This is a genomic window from Embleya sp. NPDC127516 (assembly GCF_044765325.1).
GTDB lineage: Bacteria > Actinomycetota > Actinomycetes > Streptomycetales > Streptomycetaceae > Embleya.
On record NZ_JBIWJT010000002.1, the window covers coordinates 318,263 to 334,331 of the forward strand.

General features: G+C 73.4%; 14 protein-coding genes. 9 read left to right on the forward strand and 5 right to left on the reverse strand.

What is annotated here, in order from left to right; translation table 11 throughout:
* Positions 1 to 115: 115 nt before the first annotated feature.
* From ACIRL2_RS03895 to ACIRL2_RS03920, 6 genes are all read left to right on the forward strand, one after another.
* A complete protein-coding gene (locus ACIRL2_RS03895) occupies positions 116 to 1,363 on the forward strand; it encodes a sensor histidine kinase (RefSeq protein ID WP_402229965.1) in 1,248 nt (415 codons plus the stop codon).
* Positions 1,360 to 1,992, forward strand: coding sequence for a response regulator (locus tag ACIRL2_RS03900; protein ID WP_395874276.1), 633 nt, complete (start codon positions 1,360 to 1,362; stop codon positions 1,990 to 1,992). The genes ACIRL2_RS03895 and ACIRL2_RS03900 overlap by 4 nt, the downstream gene beginning before the upstream one ends.
* 96 nt (positions 1,993 to 2,088) lie before the next feature.
* Complete coding sequence (locus tag ACIRL2_RS03905) at positions 2,089 to 2,994, forward strand: SDR family NAD(P)-dependent oxidoreductase (RefSeq protein WP_402229968.1); 906 nt, start codon at positions 2,089 to 2,091, stop codon at positions 2,992 to 2,994.
* Entirely contained in the window at positions 2,991 to 4,007 is a 1,017-nt protein-coding gene (locus ACIRL2_RS03910) for a TIGR03617 family F420-dependent LLM class oxidoreductase (RefSeq protein ID WP_402229971.1), read from the forward strand. The genes ACIRL2_RS03905 and ACIRL2_RS03910 overlap by 4 nt, the downstream gene beginning before the upstream one ends.
* A 786-nt stretch (positions 4,008 to 4,793) precedes the next feature.
* Positions 4,794 to 6,368 (forward strand): putative Ig domain-containing protein, encoded by a 1,575-nt coding sequence (locus ACIRL2_RS03915; protein WP_402229974.1) that lies wholly within the window; start codon positions 4,794 to 4,796, stop codon positions 6,366 to 6,368.
* 245 nt (positions 6,369 to 6,613) lie between these two features.
* Positions 6,614 to 8,842, forward strand: a complete 2,229-nt coding sequence (locus tag ACIRL2_RS03920) for a HelD family protein (RefSeq protein ID WP_395874268.1) — start codon at positions 6,614 to 6,616, stop codon at positions 8,840 to 8,842.
* Between the two features lie 90 nt (positions 8,843 to 8,932).
* On the opposite strand, the gene ACIRL2_RS03925 is transcribed toward ACIRL2_RS03920, so the two are convergent.
* From ACIRL2_RS03925 to ACIRL2_RS03935, 3 genes are all read right to left on the reverse strand, one after another.
* A complete protein-coding gene (locus ACIRL2_RS03925) occupies positions 8,933 to 9,868 on the reverse strand; it encodes an alpha/beta fold hydrolase (RefSeq protein WP_402229977.1) in 936 nt (311 codons plus the stop codon).
* Positions 9,869 to 9,899: 31 nt separating this feature from the next.
* On the reverse strand, positions 9,900 to 10,823 hold the full coding sequence (locus ACIRL2_RS03930; RefSeq protein ID WP_402229979.1) for an SDR family NAD(P)-dependent oxidoreductase: 924 nt from the start codon (positions 10,821 to 10,823) through the stop codon (positions 9,900 to 9,902).
* Positions 10,824 to 10,976: 153 nt separating this feature from the next.
* Positions 10,977 to 12,440, reverse strand: a complete 1,464-nt coding sequence (locus tag ACIRL2_RS03935) for a flavin-containing monooxygenase (RefSeq protein ID WP_402229981.1) — start codon at positions 12,438 to 12,440, stop codon at positions 10,977 to 10,979.
* A 278-nt stretch (positions 12,441 to 12,718) separates the two neighbouring features.
* Between ACIRL2_RS03935 and ACIRL2_RS03940 the strand changes: the two genes are divergently transcribed.
* Positions 12,719 to 13,042, forward strand: coding sequence for a ubiquitin carboxyl-terminal hydrolase 14 (locus ACIRL2_RS03940; RefSeq protein ID WP_395874260.1), 324 nt, complete (start codon positions 12,719 to 12,721; stop codon positions 13,040 to 13,042).
* 82 nt (positions 13,043 to 13,124) lie between these two features.
* Complete coding sequence (locus ACIRL2_RS03945) at positions 13,125 to 14,114, forward strand: sigma-70 family RNA polymerase sigma factor (protein WP_402229983.1); 990 nt, start codon at positions 13,125 to 13,127, stop codon at positions 14,112 to 14,114.
* On the opposite strand, the gene ACIRL2_RS03950 is transcribed toward ACIRL2_RS03945, so the two are convergent.
* Entirely contained in the window at positions 14,025 to 14,438 is a 414-nt protein-coding gene (locus ACIRL2_RS03950; protein WP_395874256.1) for a lipid asymmetry maintenance protein MlaB, read from the reverse strand. The two genes, ACIRL2_RS03945 and ACIRL2_RS03950, sit on opposite strands and share 90 nt — an antisense overlap.
* A 186-nt stretch (positions 14,439 to 14,624) precedes the next feature.
* Here ACIRL2_RS03950 and ACIRL2_RS03955 point away from each other — a divergent pair, with 186 nt between their 5' ends.
* Positions 14,625 to 15,440 (forward strand): SAM-dependent methyltransferase, encoded by an 816-nt coding sequence (locus tag ACIRL2_RS03955; RefSeq protein ID WP_395874254.1) that lies wholly within the window; start codon positions 14,625 to 14,627, stop codon positions 15,438 to 15,440.
* Positions 15,441 to 15,543: 103 nt separating this feature from the next.
* Here ACIRL2_RS03955 and ACIRL2_RS03960 read toward each other — a convergent pair whose 3' ends face one another.
* A complete protein-coding gene (locus ACIRL2_RS03960) occupies positions 15,544 to 16,050 on the reverse strand; it encodes a hypothetical protein (RefSeq protein ID WP_395874252.1) in 507 nt (168 codons plus the stop codon).
* Positions 16,051 to 16,069 lie beyond the last annotated feature (19 nt).

Consider the following 16,069-nt stretch of genomic DNA (forward strand, 5'->3'; position numbering starts at 1 on the left):
CGCGAGCGGGTCCACGGTGGAGGGGATCGTCGATGTGCGCGCGCCGCGCGTGATCGAGCCGAGCGGGACAGGGAACAGGTACGTCGTGCCCCGACAGCGAACAGAGCCATGGCCCGTGCGGCACGCCGGGCTGGTGATCCACGCGGGCTTCCTGCTGCTGCTGGCCGCGTCGATGGGGCGGTACACGGTCCGGCACGGCACCGACGGCCGCGCCCCGTGGGTGCTCGCCCTCGCGGTGCTGCTCGCCGTGCTCTACCTGGCCGGCCTGACCCTGCCCGAGGACCGTTCGCCCGCGCGGCCCGCCTGGCTGACCGCGGTCCTCGCCACCTGGCTGGCCCTGGTCACCGTCGCGCCGAGCTTCGCGTGGTGTGCGGTACCGCTGCTCTATACCGGCCTGCGGGTGTTGTCGACCAGAGCGGCGATCGGCACGGTGGTGCTGCTCACCACCGCCGTGGTGATCGCGCAGTATCGGCTCGCCGACACCATCGACCCCAGCCTTTTCCTCGGGCCGCCCGCGGTGGCCGCGATCGCCACCGCCGTGTTCACCCGGATGCGCAGCGACGAGCGACGGCTGCGCGAGACGGTCGCCGAACTGGCGGTCAGCGAGCGCCGGGCGGGGGTGCTGGCCGAGCGTGAGCGGTTGTCCCGGGAGATCCACGACACCATCGCGCAGGGCACTTCGAGCCTGCGGATGTTGCTCCAGGCCGCGGACCGCGGCTGGGACAACGATCCCGACGCGGCGCGGGCGCACGTGCGTCGGGCCGAGCGGGTGGCGGCGCTCGGCGTCGAGGAGATCCGCAGGTTCGTCCGCGACCTGGCCCCCGCCGAACTCGCCGACGATCCGGGCCTGCCCGGCGGTCTGGCCCGGGTGGTCGAGCGGTTTCGGAGCGAGGAGGGGCCGAGCGTCGCGCTCGCCGTGGACGGTCGGGTGCGCCCGCTGGCCGAGCCGGTGCAGGCCGCGCTCACCCGGACCGCGCAGGGCGCGCTGGCCAACGTGCGCGAACACGCCCGGGCCCGGGCCGTGCACGTAACTCTCACCTACCTGCCGGACCGGGTCGCGCTGGACATCCGCGACGACGGCGTCGGCTTCGACCCGGGCCTGACCCGGGCGGGTGACCTGCGCGGTTACGGCCTGCCCTCGCTCCGCCGCCGGCTCGCCGAGGTGGGTGGCGAACTCACCGTCGAGAGCGCCCCGGGTGAGGGCACCGCGCTGGCCGCGACCGTGCGGGACGCCTCTGGCGCGGCGGACCCCGAGCCGCCTCCGACGGCCGACCGGGACACGCCCTTCGAACCGGCACCGGGCACGACCCCGGCCGCCGGCACCGAGCCCACCTCCCGCCCGAGCCCAGGAGCCGCACCGTGAACCCGATCCGCCTGATCGTCTGCGACGACCACGCCGTCGTTCGGGCGGGTCTGCTCGCGCTGTTCGCCGGCGAGGACGGCATCGAGGTGGCGGGCGAGGCGGCGAGCGGCGAGGAGGCGGTCAGGCTGGCCGCCGCGCTGCGCCCGGACGTGGTGCTGATGGACCTGCAACTGGTCGGCGGGATCGACGGTGTCGAGGCCACCGAGCGACTGCTCGCGTTGCCCGAGCCGCCGCACGTGCTGGTGCTGACCATGTACGACACCGACGCCGACGTCTCGCGCGCGATCGAGGCGGGCGCGGCCGGCTATCTGCTCAAGGCGGGCAGCCCCGAGGACCTGTTCCGTGCGGTGCACGACGCCGCCGCGGGCCGCACCGTGCTGGCTCCGGAGGTGGCCGCGCGGCTGTTCAGTCGGATGCGCAGGCCGGACACCACGCTCACCACCCGCGAGGTGGAGATCCTGCACCTGCTCGCGCGTGGTGTGGGCAACGCGGAGATCGCCAGGGAACTGTTCATCTCGCAGGCCACGGTGAAGACCCACCTGGGCCACATCTACGCCAAGCTCGGCGTGGACACCCGCACCGCCGCGGTGAGCGTGGCCACCGAGCGGCGGCTGATCCGACTGACCTGACGATCCGTCACGCAAGCCGCGCCGCGGCCTTGCCATCCCGACACCCGCGCCCCATAGTGCTGAACACAGTCAAGCATCTACCCGGCGGAGTGTGCCATGCCATTCGGACCCGACAGCACCACCGACGAGGTTCTGGCCGACGTCGACCCGACCGGCCGCACGATCGTGATCACCGGCGGCACCTCCGGCCTGGGTCGGGAGAGCGCGCGGGCGCTCGCCGCGGCCGGCGCGCGCGTGGTGGTGACCGCCCGCGACGCGGACAAGGGCCGCGCGGCGGTCGCGGAGTTGCCGGGCCGGGTCGAGTACGCCGTCCTGGACCTGACCTCGCTCGCCTCGATCCGCGCGGGTGCCGCCGAACTGCGCGAGCGTTTCCCGTCGTTGGACGTGCTCGTCAACAACGCGGGAGTGATGGCGACCCCGTTCGGGCGTACCTCGGACGGCTTCGAGCTGCAGTTCGGCACCAATCACCTGGGCCACTTCCTGTGGACCACCCTGCTGGAGCCCGCGCTGGGCCCCGGCTCGCGGGTGGTCAACCTCAGCTCCGCCGGGCACGTGGCGTCAGGGATCCGCTGGGCGGACCCCAACTACGAGAAGGCGCCCGAGGAGTACCACCCCTGGCAGGCGTACGGCGCGTCCAAGACCGCGAACATCCTGTTCACCGTCGAGTTGGACCGCCGGCTGCGCGGACGCGGAGTGCGGGCCTACGCCGTGCACCCGGGCATGGTGGCGACCAATCTGGGGCGGTACATGACCCGCGACGCCGGGCGCGATCTGCAACGCAAGGTCACCGCCTCGAACATGCCGCCGATCAAGCAGGTCGCCAACGGCGCCGCGACCCAGGTCTGGGCCGCGACCGCGCCCGAACTCGCGGACGTCGGCGGTGTGTACCTCGCGGACTGCGCGATCACCGCCGAACACGCGGCGTGGGCACTGGACGAGGCGGACGCCGCGCGACTGTGGAGCCTGTCCGAGGAACTGGCCGGCGAAGAAACCACCCGATGAGGGTCTACACGGGGATGGACCCGCGGCTGCCGCTGCGCGAGGTGGCGGCGCACGCGCGCCGGGCCGAGGCGGCCGGGTTCGACGGCCTGCACGTGGCCGAGACGGTGCACGACGCGTTCGCCGCGGCGCTGCTCGCCCTCGAACACACCGAACGGCTCGTGGTGCGCACGTCGGTGACGCTTGCCTTCGTGCGCTCCCCGCTGCTCACCGCCTACGGCGCGTGGGACCTGGCGCGGTTCTCCGGCGGCCGGTTCCAACTCGGCCTGGGCAGTCAGGTGCGGCAGAACATCGAGGACCGGTACGGGATGCCGTGGTCGCCGCCGGTGGCCCGGATGCGCGACTACGTGGGCGCGGTCCGGGCCGCGTTCGAGGCGTTCCGGACCGGCGAGCCGCCCGCGTACGAGGGGTCGCACCACCGACTCACCCGGATGCAGCCGTACTTCAACCCCGGCCCGGACCCGGACACGGTCGCGCCTCGGATCCTGCTGGGCGGGGTCGGGCGGGCGATGTGCGCGCTCGCCGGCGAACTCGCGGACGGACTGGTCACCCATCCGACCAACTCCGGTCCGCGGTGGCTGGCGACGGTCGCCCGACCGGCGCTGGCCGAGGGCATCGCGCGCGCGGCGCATCCGCGCACGGTCGAACTCGTGGCCGGCACACAGGTGATCGCAGGTCCCGACCGGGCCGCGCTGGACGCGGAACGCGAGCGGCAGCGGCGGCTGTTCGCGTTCCTGTACTCGACGCCCGCGTATCGCGCCACGCTGGACCTGTATGGATGGGGCGAACTCCAGGACCGGTTGCGGGTGATGGTCCGCCGCGACGACTGGTCGCAGTTGGCCGGGCACGTCACCGACGAGGTGCTCGACACGCTGCTGCCGATGGCGGTGTACGAGGAACTGCCCGCGCTGATCACGGAGCGCTGGGGCGGGCTGGCGGACGCGGTCACGGTGCCGCTGCCGGTCGATCCGGCCGACGACGCGCGGATTCGCGACGTGGTGCTCGCGCTGCGCTGACGCGGGGTCCGACCGCCCCGATGCCGGGCCGGAGTGGGGCGACGGACCCGCGGGCGGGGGGAATGCCCGCGGGCCCGTCTTCCTCGGCGGCGCGCTGGGGGGAGGTGCACGCCGCCGGCCGCCCCGCCGGTACCGTCCCGGGCCCGGCGGGAGCCTGAGGCCACGATGCCGCCTCGGCACCCCTTCGCGCCGGAGGATCGCCATTTCCGATCCGCACCGTTCGCCGAACACAGTCCACCTCCCTGGAATTGGCCCTTTGTCGGCAGGCCAGTCGTGCCCAGAATGGAAACTGGCCTGGTCGATGTGCAGGCCGATTCCATTGCACCATCGGGAGTGTGCCGTGAACGCGTATGTCGCCTGGTCCCTGGTCCTGTTCCTCGTGGTGACCGCCGTGCTCGGCCCCCGATTCGGCGCCGACACGCGCGACGGCGCGGACTGGTCGCGGCCCCGGGGGCGGCCCGAGGTGTGGCCGGGCGGGCGTGTCGACGAGCCGGTGATCGAGGAGCCGGCACCGATCCGGGCGACGCCGGCGACCACAAAATCTGACGGATGGTCAGCTTTGCCGGGTCGCACCCGTACAGGCGGCCGGGACCAGCGAATTCCAACGGGTGATCTTCTCGCGGGGAGTACTCCCGGTCGCTCCCGGTGAGCGCTAGCATCCGCGCTGAGGAGCTGCCGGAAAAGCCGTGCGCGCGGAATCCGCCGACCCCGTGAACCGGGGATAGCGGTGGGCCGTCCGGTGCCGTCCGGTATCGAGAGCCGCAGCCCACCCGGGGGTCCATCTCCATGCACAGCGCCATCCGCCGTCGTATCCCGCGCCCTGGAGCACTCGGCGCGGGGCTGCTCGCGACGGTGTGCGCGCTCGCCGCGCTCGCGCCGGCGGCGGTCGCCGGCGCCGATCGCCCCGGCGCGGCTCGGACCCGGCCCGCCGCGCCGACCGCGCCGGGCGGCACGACCCAGGTGCAGACGGCGATCACCGGCACCGGCGACCACCGGGTGACCATCCCGGTCGGCGCGAGCGCGATGACCGCGACGGTGTACGGAAAGGCCGCCGGCGCCACCCAGGGCGGGTCGGTGGCCGGTTCGACCGCGGTCGCCGCGAACAGCCCGGCCCAGGCCGGCGCGACCCTGGTCGTGCGGATCGCCGACACCGGCACCACGCTGTTCTCCGCGACCGCCCCGCTGCCGTGGTTGTTCGCCCCGGCCGCCGGCGGTATCGGCCCGTACGCCGACCCGATCGTCTTCCCCGGCGCCCAGACCTCCGCGTCCGGCGGCGTCGGCGACGGCCACGCGCTGCTGTCCTTCACCGTGCCCGCCGCCCGGGTGGGCGAACTGCCGCCCACCGTCGACTTCGGCACGGCGCCGGTCGGCCGCAAGGCCACCCGCAATCTGCCGATCACCACCACCGGCGACGTGCCGTTCATGATCGCGTCCGCGACCGTCGAGGGACCGTTCGCGATCGACCCGGCCGGCACCACGTGCGCGACCGGCCCGGACACCAACGTGCCCGGCGGCTCCGCGTGCTCCTTCGCGGTCGTGTTCACCCCGACCAAGCGCGGAGCCGGCACCGGCAAACTCACCCTGACCGGCAATATCCCCGGCGGCAGCCGCACGGTCACCCTGTCCGGACTGGGCAACGGCAAGCCCGGCGCGCCCGGCGGCCTGGCCGCGACCGCGGGCCAGGGGCAGGCGGTGTTGTCCTGGATGCCGCCCGCGGACACCGGCGACAGCCCGATCACCGGCTACCTGATCCGCCGCTCCACCAACGGCGAACCCGGTTCGACCCCGCCCCTGGCCACCCTGGGCGCGGACATCCTCACCTACACCGACCAGGGCCTGGAGAACGGCACCACCTACTCGTACACGGTCGTCGCGACCAACGCGGTCGGCGAATCCGACCCGTCCGCACCCGTCGACGCGGTGCCCTCGGCCGCACTGGTGCTGCCCGCCGCCGCGCTGCCGCCCGCCGGCGTCGGGCAGCCCTACACCGCCAAACTCGCCGTCCAGGGCGGCACCGCCCCCTACCACTGGGTCGCCGACGACCCGCTGCCGGCGGGACTGGCCCTGGACCCGGACAGCGGTGTGATCACCGGCACCCCCACGGCCCCCGGCGAGACCGGATTCGGGATCACCGTCTCGGACAACGCGCCGACCCGGCACGAGGCCAAGGCCCGGTATGGGATCACCGTGGCGGCCCCGTCCGCACCACCCGGCGGCCCCGCGCAGGCCGCCCTGGCACCGGGCCGGACCGGCGGCGACGGCGGGTCGGACGGGACCGTGTGGCTATGGGCGATACTCGGCCTGGTGGGCCTGATCGGGGTGGTCGTCGCGCTGCGCCGACTGCGTGCCCGGCGCGCCTGAGCGGTCGCGCCGGCGGCGCTCGGGAGCGGGCGCCGGGCCCGCCGGGAGCGGACCCACCGGGCCCGGGCGTCGCGAAGACCGGCGCGGGTCCCGAATACTGTGTCCCTCGGGGGAGCACCCCCGACCCCAGCCGCAACCCCCGTGGGCGGATCGGCCCGCGGGGACGGCGCCGGCGACGCCATACGATCGTCGGCGCCTCGTCCACCGTGGGCGCAGACCTGTGTCACATCACAAGGAGCATCACTATGCCCGCGCCGGCAGGCGACCCCCAGGCCAAGGAACGCGAGCTCGCCGCGGAACAGGGCCATGTCGATCGCTCCTACACGCGCCTGGAACACATGCGCGACGAAGCCCAGGCGCTGCTCCAACAGGGCTACCGGCAGGCGCAGGTCGGCACGCGCGCGGCGCTGGTCGAGCGGGACGTCATGGTCTACCGCGCCGAACTGTGGGCCCGCTCCCTCGACGCCGCCGACGACGGACTCGTCTTCGGCCGCCTCGACCAGCTCGACGGCGAGATCCGGCACATCGGCCGGATCGGCATCCGCGACGAGGACAGCGAGGTGCTCGTCGTCGACTGGCGGGCGCCCGCCGCGGAGGCGTTCTACCGCGCCACCCCCGACGACCCGCGCGGTGTGGTCCGCCGCCGGGTGCTGCACTGCCGAGGCCGCTCGGTGGTCGACATCGAGGACGACCTGCTCGACCCGGACGCCGCCGACGACATGGTGATCGTCGGCGACGGCGCGTTCCTGGCCGCGCTCTCGCGCACCCGGGACGGCTCGATGCACGACATCGTGGCCACCATCCAGCGCGAGCAGGACGAGGCCATCCGGGCACCGATCGACGGTTCGGTGATCGTGCGCGGCGGCCCGGGCACCGGCAAGACCGCCGTCGCGCTGCACCGCGTCGCGTACCTGATGTTCCAATACCGCCGCCGCTTCGGTTCGCGCGGCGTGCTCGTGGTCGGCCCCAACCCGCGCTTCACCGCCTACATCGAACGTGTGCTGCCCTCGCTCGGCGAGGGCGGCGCGGTGCTGCGCTCGCTCGGCGACATGGTCGACGGCGTCGAGGCGGCCTACCACGACGACGCGGCGGCGGCGAAACTCAAGGGCGCCGCGGCGATGACACACCTGCTCCGCCGCGCGGTCGCCGACGTGCCGGCCGGCGCGCCGACCGAGTTCGCGATCTCGCACCGCGGCACCCGGATCGTGCTCGACCACAAGGCGCTGCGCCGGATCCGCCGCGAGGTGCTGGCCAAGACCCGCAACGGTCCCAACACCGCCCGGCTCCAGGTGGCCCGCCAACTGCTCACCGAGCTGTGGGGCCGACTGCTCTCGCGCGGCGCCGGCCGCGGCGAGAAGGACGCGTTCCACGAGGACGTGGCCGCGCGCGACGAGTTCGCCGCGTTCCTGCGCGCGTGGTGGCCGCTGCAGCGGCCGGTGGACGTGCTCGCCGGACTGGCCGACCCGGAGCGGCTGCGCCGCTACGAGCGCGACCTGACGCCCGCGCAGGTGTCCGTGCTGGCGAACTCGTGGGCGCGCACCGCGCGCACCGGCGAGGTCTCCTTCCACGACGTGGCGCTGATGGACGAGCTGACCGGCCTGCTCGGCCCGCTGCCGCGCAAGCGCACGGTCGCCTACGGCAACCCGGACGAGGACAACCCGTACGTGGTGGACGGCCGGGACATCTTCAGCGGCGAGACGGTGGGCCGCGACGTCCCGGACGAGATCACCGAGGTGACCACCTACGCGGACCGGATGGCCGGCGGGCGCGGCGCGCGCAGGCCGCGCGACGAGGACGAGGACGAGCCGGTCGAGTACGCGCACATCGTCATCGACGAGGCGCAGGACCTGACCCCGATGCAGTGGCGGATGCTCGGCCGACGCGGCATGCACGCCACCTGGACCATCGTCGAGGACCCCGCGCAGAGCGCCTGGGAGGACCCGGGCGCGTCGGCGACGGCGATGGCCGAGGCGCTGCGCGAGCGGCGTCGGTACGAGTTCGAGCTGACCACCAACTACCGCAACCCGGTGGAGGTGGCCGACGTGGCCGCGCGCGTGCTGGTGCGGGCCGTGCCCGGGGCCCGGCCGGCCCGGGCGGTGCGCAGCGGCGGCGAGCCGCCCAGGGTGCACGCCACGGCGGGCGAGCGGACCGGACCGGTGGTGCGCAAGCTGGTGCGCGAGCTGCTGGAGACGGTCGAGGGCACCATCGGCGTGGTCACCCCGGTCGGGGCCACCGAGGAACTGGCGGCCGAGTTGGAGGGCCTGGATCCGCGCGTGCAGCCGATGGACGCGCTGGACGCCAAGGGCCTGGAGTTCGACGTCGCGGTGATCGTCGACCCGCGCGGGATCGTCGAGCAGTCGCCCAACGGCATGCGCACGCTCTACGTCGCCCTGACCCGGGCCACCCGGTTGCTGGCCGTGGTCACGGCCGACCCGGACTGGACCGCGGAGTTGCTCGGGATCGAACCGAGCTGAGCGTCCCGGGGAACCGGGCGGGGGTCCGGCCCGAGCCGGACCCCCGCGCCGGCCCGGGCACGTCGGGCGGCCGAGACCCGCGGGGGAGGGTCAGCGGGCGATGCCGGCACACAGGTCGCGCAGCGGTTCGGTCACGCTGTCCGGGCGCTCGGTGAAGACCATGTGCCCGCAGTCGTGCTCCACCCGCAGGGTGGCGTCGGGGAGTTCGGCCGCGAGCGTCCGGCTGTGCGCGAGCGGGGTGAGCCGGTCGTGGGCGCCCACCACGATGTGCACCGGCACCCGCGCGAGCGCGGTCAGCGCGCCGGCCTTGTCGTGCGCGACCAGCGCCGGGAAGAACCCGCACACCGTGGCCATCGGCGTCGCGAACACCATCCGCGCGCAGTCGCGCACCACCGTCGGGTCGACCGCCGGGCCGAACAGGCCGCGCCGCACGATCCGCAGGTGACTCGGCCGGCCCGGGCCCGGCAGCAGGGTGCGCCCCCGGGTCACCAGCCGCGGGTACCGCCGTCCGAACGCGAAGAACCGGATCTGCGCGGCCGACCTGAACCGCACCGCGGCGGGCACGCCGCGTCCGGTGGGCACCAGGTCGCCCGCCGACGTGCCGACCAGGACCACGCCGGCCACCCGAGACCCGAACAACTCGGGCCGGGCCGCCGCCAGCGCCATGATCGTCATGCCGCCCATCGAGTGCCCGCACAACACCACCGGGCCGCTCGGCGCGACCGTGTCGAGCACGTCGGCGAGATCGTCGCCGAGCAGGTCGATCGTCCACGGCGCCGCGCGCCCCGCGGTGGATCGGCCGTGACCGCGATGGTCGTAGGTGATCGCCCGCACCCCGGCCTCCACCAGGGCCCCGACCTGGGTCCGCCAGACGTCGCCGTGCAGGGTCCAACCGTGCGCGAAGACCACCGTGACCGCCGCGTCCGGCGGCCCGGCCACGTTCACCCGCAGTTCCGCGCCGTCGCCGGTGCGTACCCTGAGGTCGTGTCCCACGAGTTCCGTGGTGCCCCTGGTGTCCGCCGTCATGCTCGCCTCCCGCTAGCGCTCTCCGTCTTTTCTACCCACCGGTAACGGGGTTCGAATACCCGTCCGGCGACAAAGTCGGGACCGGCTCGGGACCCTCCGTCCGCGCCGCGCGCGGGGCGGGCGCCAGGGTGGTGGGACCCGTGCGCTTGGACACCGCGCGCACGAGCGGCTCGAACACGGATCCCAGCAGGCGGGAGCCGACGTCGATCGCGGTCGCGTCCGCGCCGACGTACACCCGGGCCCGACCCCGCCGCACACCGCGCAGGATGAGCCGCGCGGCACGCTGGGCCGAGGTGCGCGACGCCGAGTCGTGCAGTGCCGTGACCTTGTCCCGGTCGTGCGCGCCCGAGGTCCGCGAGTTGCGCACGATGTTCGTCTTTATCCCGCCGGGATGCACGGTGGTCACCGCGACCCCGGAACCGGAGAGCCGCATCTCCTGGCGGACCGACTCGGTGAACCCCCGCACCGCGTACTTGGCCGCGCAGTACGCGCTCTGCGAGGGGACCCCGAAGAGCCCGAAGACCGAGGAGATGTTCACCAGATGCCCCTCGCGCGAGCGGCGCAGGTGCGGCAGGAAGGCCCTGGTGCCGTACGCGACGCCCCAGAAGTTGACGCCCATCAGCCATTCGAAGTCGTCCCAGGACATCTCCTCGACGTCCGCGGTCAGCGACACGCCGGCGTTGTTGACCACCAGGTCCACCCCGCCGAAACGCTCGGCGGTCGCGTCCGCCCAGGCCGAGACGGCCGCGCGGTCGGCGACGTCGAGGACCTCGGTGTGGATTTCGCGCGCGCCCAGTCGCGCCGCCCGCTCCCGGGTCTCGGCCAGTCCCGCCGCGTCGACGTCGGCCAGCGCGAGTCGCGCGCCGTGCGCCGCCAGCTCGTACGCGAGAGCGCGTCCGATGCCCGATCCCGCGCCGGTGACCACACACACCCGACCTGTGAATTCCCGGATCACACGCACTCCCTGTCCGTACCGCTCGAACCACCGGAACGTTCGCATCGCCCGAACCACCGGAACCACCGGCCCGGCCGACCCCGCCTGCCGGGGCCCGCCCCGCATCTCATCAGATTCCGGAGTCCGAATAAGTCTTACAATCCGATAACTGGCCTAAGCGATCCGATCCCACCGTCGGGCCCGATGACCCACCGGCGAGAATCGTCGGTTGATCCACCGGAACCGGGTCAGCGACCCCGGCCACAACGCGGTCACCCGGCCGCTGCGCTCGTCCATGTACCAGCTCGTGCAGCCACCGGTGGTCCACACCGTGCGGCGCATGCGCTCGTCGAGCCACGCGTTGTAGGCGTCCTGTGCCCGGGGGAGCACCTCGACGTCGGCGATGCCCTGGTCGTGCATGCGCCGGATCGCGTCCACCGCGTAGCGCACCTGCGCCTCGATCACCACGATCATCGACGAGTGGCCCAGCCCGGTGCCCGGCCCGATCACCAGGAACAGATTGGGGAAACCGGCCACCATCGCGCCCTGATGGGCCGCCATCCCGTCGCGCCACACCTCGGCGAGCGTGCGCCCGTCGCGCCCGGTCACCACGCGCGCGATCGGCGGCCGGGTGGCCTCGAACCCGGTGCCCAGGACGATCGTGTCGGCCTTGTGCTCGATCCCGTCGGCGGTGAGCAGCCCGCCGGGCCGTACCTCGGTGATCGGAGCGGTCACCAACTCGACGTTGGGTCGGGTCAGCGCCGGATAGTAGTCGTTCGACAACAACACCCGCTTGCACCCGAGCCGGTAGTCCGGGGTCAGCCGGGCGCGCAGCTCCGGATCCGGGACCTGCCGGCGCAGGTGTGCCAGCGCCTGCCTCGTGGCCAGCGCGGTGACCCGGTCGAGTGGTCCCAGGAAGGCGCCGAGTGTGGCCTCGCGCTGCCAGTACAGGCCCTGGCGAACCACCCGTTGCGCGGCCGGCAACCGCCGGTACAGGTACCGCTGCCAGTTCGGCAGCGGTCGGTCGTTGCGCGGCATGATCCACGGCGGGGTGCGCTGGTAGAGGTCCAGTCGGTGCACGAGCGGCTGGATTCGCGGGACGAACTGGATCGCGGAGGCGCCGGTGCCCACCACCGCGACGTGTTCGCCGCCCAGATCGTGCTCGTGGTCCCAGCGGGCGGAGTGGAACACGCGCCCGCCGAAGTCCGCCAGACCCGGCAGCGCGGGCATCGCCGGCTCGGTGAGCGGACCGGCTCCGGCGATCACCACGTCGGCGCTGTACGCGCCGCCGGAGGTGGTCAGCCGCCAGCACGCCCGGTCGTGGTCCCATCGCGCGGCGGTCACCTCGTGGCCGAACCGCAGATGCGGAACCAGCCCGAACTCGCGCGCACAGCGCCGCAGATACGCGTGGATCTCGTCGCCCGGCGAGAACGCGTGCGACCAGGTCGGGTTCGGCGCGAACGAGAAGCAGTACAGATTGGACGGCACGTCGCAGGCCGCGCCGGGATACGTGTTGTCCCGCCAGGTGCCACCGACGTCGTGCGCGCGCTCGAGGATGACGAAGTCCTCGATGCCGGCGTGTCGGCGAAGGCGATGGCCGGCGGCCAGGCCGGAGAAGCCCGCCCCGATCACGGCCACTCGAACGTGTGTGGTGTGCACTGCGGCCTCCGGTGCCGGATGGGGACGCTGTATCTGGAGGCTACTGACAAGTAGCCTCCAGGTGGAAGACCGGCGCGCCCCTTCCGCGTGCCGTCCTCGTCGGCGCCGCTTCCGCTGCCCGGGCACCGCTTCGCGGTGTATCCCGCCGCCGACGCGGCCTCGTCGGCGCGCGTGCCGGCTCGCGTGGTAGGGAAGGGGAGATCGATCGGGCTCGCGGAACACGTGACGCCCGCGGTGCTGCGACGAGGAGTACGACGATGGCCGGGATTCGCTACCAGGTGGTCCAGGACGGCGACGGGCGACCCACGGACGCGCCCTGTGCGCACCTGGACACGCTGCCGGAGACGGTGGCGCCGGGGTCGACGAAGGGATGCGAGGACTGCCTGCGGAACGGTACCCGGTGGGTGCACCTGCGGGAGTGCCTGACCTGCGGTCACATCGGCTGTTGCGACAGCTCGCCGAACCGGCACGCGACCGCGCACTGGCACGCCGCGGACCATCCGCTGGTGCGCTCGTTCGAGCCCGGCGAGGAGTGGGCGTGGTGCTACGCGGACGAGCTCGTCGCGGTTCCGGTGGACTGAGGCGCGGAGCACGTGCCCGTGTCGGTGCGGCTGCCTAGACTCCGATACGTGTCGAGACAGCCGGAAGCGGTGGGAGTACCCGATGAGTGATCTCGTGGCAACGGACGGCGCCGACGTCGTGGAGGTGCACTTCGAGCCGTTTCGGGTGGAGCTCACCGGCTACTGCTACCGGATGCTGGGCTCCGTCTTCGAGGCGGAGGACGCGGTCCAGGACACCATGGTGCGGGCCTGGAAGAGCTTCGAGCGGTTCGAGGGCCGCTCGTCGATCCGCTCCTGGCTGTACCGGATCGCCACCAACGTGTGTCTGGACAGCCTCAACGGGCGCGAGCGCCGGGCCCGGCCGATGGACCTGTCCTCGCCGGTGCCCGCCTCCTCGGCACTGACGCCGGCGCGGCCCGAGGCCACCTGGATCGAGCCGATCCCGGACGGCCGGGTCGTGCCGAGCGTGGCCGACCCGGCCGAGCTGGCGGTCGCGCGCGAGAGCGTACGGCTGGCCTTCGTGGCCGCGCTCCAGCACCTGCCGCCGCGCCAGCGCGCCGTGCTGATCCTGCGCGAGGTACTGGCCTGGAAGGCGAGCGAGGTGGCCGAACTGCTGGGCAGTTCGGTCGCGTCGGTCAACAGCGCGCTCCAGCGTGCCCGGGCCGCGCTCGCGGAGAACGAGGTCACCGCGACCGACCCGGTGCGGCCGATGGACGAGGAGCAGCAGTCGCTGCTCGCCCGCTACGTGGACGCGTTCGAGCGCTACGACCTGGACTCGCTCACCGCCCTGCTGCGCGAGGACGCGACCTTGTCGATGCCGCCGTTCGAGCTGTGGCTGCGCGGGCACGCGGACATCCGGGAGTGGTTCCTGGGCACCGGCAGCGGTTGCCGCGGTTCGCGGCTGGTGCCGATCGTGGCGAACGGCACCCCGGGCTTCGGCCAGTACCGTCCCAGCGGTCCCGGCGGCAGCTTCGAGCCGTGGGCGCTGCAGGTGATCGAGATGTCACAGGGGCAGATCATCGGCCTCAACGCGTTCCTCGACGTCCCGCACCTGTTCCCGCTGTTCGGCCTCCCGCCGACACTCGACGCCTAGGGGGCGCCCGCTGCCCGGACCGGTCGGGACGATGTCGTCCAGGCCGGTCAGGGTCAGCAGGTCGCGCAGCTCGCCGCTCGTGCCGTGCAGCCGGATCCGCCGGCCGACGCCGCGCGCGGTGAGCTGGAGCCGGGCCAGCGCCTCGATCGCGGCCAGGTCGGGGCGGGTGAGCGCGCTCACGTCGCACGGGAAGGGATCCGCCCGGTCCGCGTGCAGGAGGGCGAGCAGGCGTGCGCACAGGCCCGGGACGTCCGCGCGGGTGAGCGGCGCGTATACGGCCAGTACGGCCGGTGGCGGGGTGACTGTTTCGGACGGATCGACCATCGACGACCTCCTGTGACGACGCTGTACCCGGTTATGACCGTTCCGGCGGGCAAAACTCATCACCCGCGTTCACCCGGGGGTCGTCGAGGGTTTCCCGGTGGGTGCAAACCGTGGCAAGTCCCTTGTGGAACGGGCCGTTTGGCGTGCCGTAGGCTGACGCGGTACCGACTTCGAGGGGATGACACGTTGTCCGAGCAGGACTGGGCGCCCACCGGGATCGACGTCAGTCGTCCCCATCCCGCCCGGGTGTACGACTACCACATCGGCGGCAAGACCAACTACCCGGTCGATCGCGCCTTGGCGGAACGGTTCATCGCGGTCGCCCCGCAGACCTCGATCACCGCGCTGGACAACCGGGCCTTCCTCGCTCGCGCGGTGCGCTGGGCGGCGGAGCAGGGCATCGACCAGTTCCTCGACATCGGGACGGGGATCCCGGCGCCCGGCAACACCCACGAGGTCGCGCAGGAGGTCATCGCGTCGGCCCGGGTGGCCTACGTGGACAACGACCCGATCGTGCTCGCGCACGCCCGCGCGCTGATGCCCGCCACCGATCGGGGTCGGACCACCTTCACCATGGGCGACGTGCGCGAGCCGGAGAAGATCCTGGCCGCCCCCGAGGTGGGCGAGGTGATCGATTTCGATCGCCCGGTGGCGCTGCTGCTGGTGGCGATTCTGCACTACGTCGCGGACGCCGAGGACCCGGCGGGCATCGTGAACCGGCTGCTGGCGGCGGTGCCTTCGGGCAGTGTGCTGATCGCGTCGCACACCACGTCGGACTTCCTGCCGCCGGTCGCGGCGGAGCGGGTGTTGGAGATCAACGACGACGCCGAGTTCATGTTGCCGCGCCCGCACGCCGAGATCGCGTCCTTCCTGACCGGGGTGGAATTGGTCGAACCCGGCCTGGTCCAGGCGCCGTTGTGGCACCCGGGGGAGGACGCCGACCTGTCGCCGGAGCGGCTGGCACAGTCCTGGATCTATACCGCGGTCGGCCGGAAGGTCTGAGCGACGCCGCACGCGGCCGAGTCCGCGAGCACGACGCGAGCCCGGCGCCCGACCACCGATCCGGTGGCCGGGCCGGGCTCGACGGGTTTGATCACGGTGCGTGTTACGGAAGCGCGCTTTCGACGGCGGCGACCAACGCGCGCATCAGCGGCGTGTCGTCGATCCACGCGACCGCGTCGCCGCGCCGGCGCGGCTCGGCGTCGGCCCGGATCGCCGACGCGTTGCGCTGGAGCCAGGCGGCGGCGTTGGCGCAGTGGTAGGGGTGCATGTCGGCGATCTCCAGCACGTCGCCGCCTGCGGTGGTCCAGGTCAGTTCCTCGTGCAACAACCGCGCCCAGGCGCCCTTGCGGTGCGCGCCGCGCGCGATCAGCGCCTGCCGGCCGGCTCGGGTGATGCCCATGTTCCGCCCGCGCAGCGGTACTTCGGCGCCGAGTCGGACCAGTCGGCTGCGCTGGAGGGTGGCCAGCGTGCGCAGCGAGATGCCGGGCGCGCCGTCCCGCACGCCGTCCGGGTGGGTGCGCACGGTCTTGGTGTCGATCCGGGTCAGGGCCCGGCGCACGGTCGCGGGTTTCACGGGGGTCAGCCGGATCATGGTGTTGACAGTGGACATCGAGGGATCCTCCTCTGCG

What these genes read in the sequence shown, in the direction of transcription:
- ACIRL2_RS03905 (WP_402229968.1), top strand. Translation starts at nt 2,089, where the DNA reads ATGCCATTCGGACCCGACAGCACCACCGACGAGGTTCTGGCCGACGTC.
- ACIRL2_RS03910 (WP_402229971.1), top strand. Translation starts at nt 2,991, where the DNA reads ATGAGGGTCTACACGGGGATGGACCCGCGGCTGCCGCTGCGCGAGGTG.
- ACIRL2_RS03915 (WP_402229974.1), top strand. Translation starts at nt 4,794, where the DNA reads ATGCACAGCGCCATCCGCCGTCGTATCCCGCGCCCTGGAGCACTCGGC.
- ACIRL2_RS03920 (WP_395874268.1), top strand. Translation starts at nt 6,614, where the DNA reads ATGCCCGCGCCGGCAGGCGACCCCCAGGCCAAGGAACGCGAGCTCGCC.
- ACIRL2_RS03925 (WP_402229977.1), bottom strand. Translation starts at nt 9,868, where the DNA reads ATGACGGCGGACACCAGGGGCACCACGGAACTCGTGGGACACGACCTC.
- ACIRL2_RS03940 (WP_395874260.1), top strand. Translation starts at nt 12,719, where the DNA reads ATGGCCGGGATTCGCTACCAGGTGGTCCAGGACGGCGACGGGCGACCC.
- ACIRL2_RS03945 (WP_402229983.1), top strand. Translation starts at nt 13,125, where the DNA reads ATGAGTGATCTCGTGGCAACGGACGGCGCCGACGTCGTGGAGGTGCAC.
- ACIRL2_RS03950 (WP_395874256.1), bottom strand. Translation starts at nt 14,438, where the DNA reads ATGGTCGATCCGTCCGAAACAGTCACCCCGCCACCGGCCGTACTGGCC.
- ACIRL2_RS03960 (WP_395874252.1), bottom strand. Translation starts at nt 16,050, where the DNA reads ATGTCCACTGTCAACACCATGATCCGGCTGACCCCCGTGAAACCCGCG.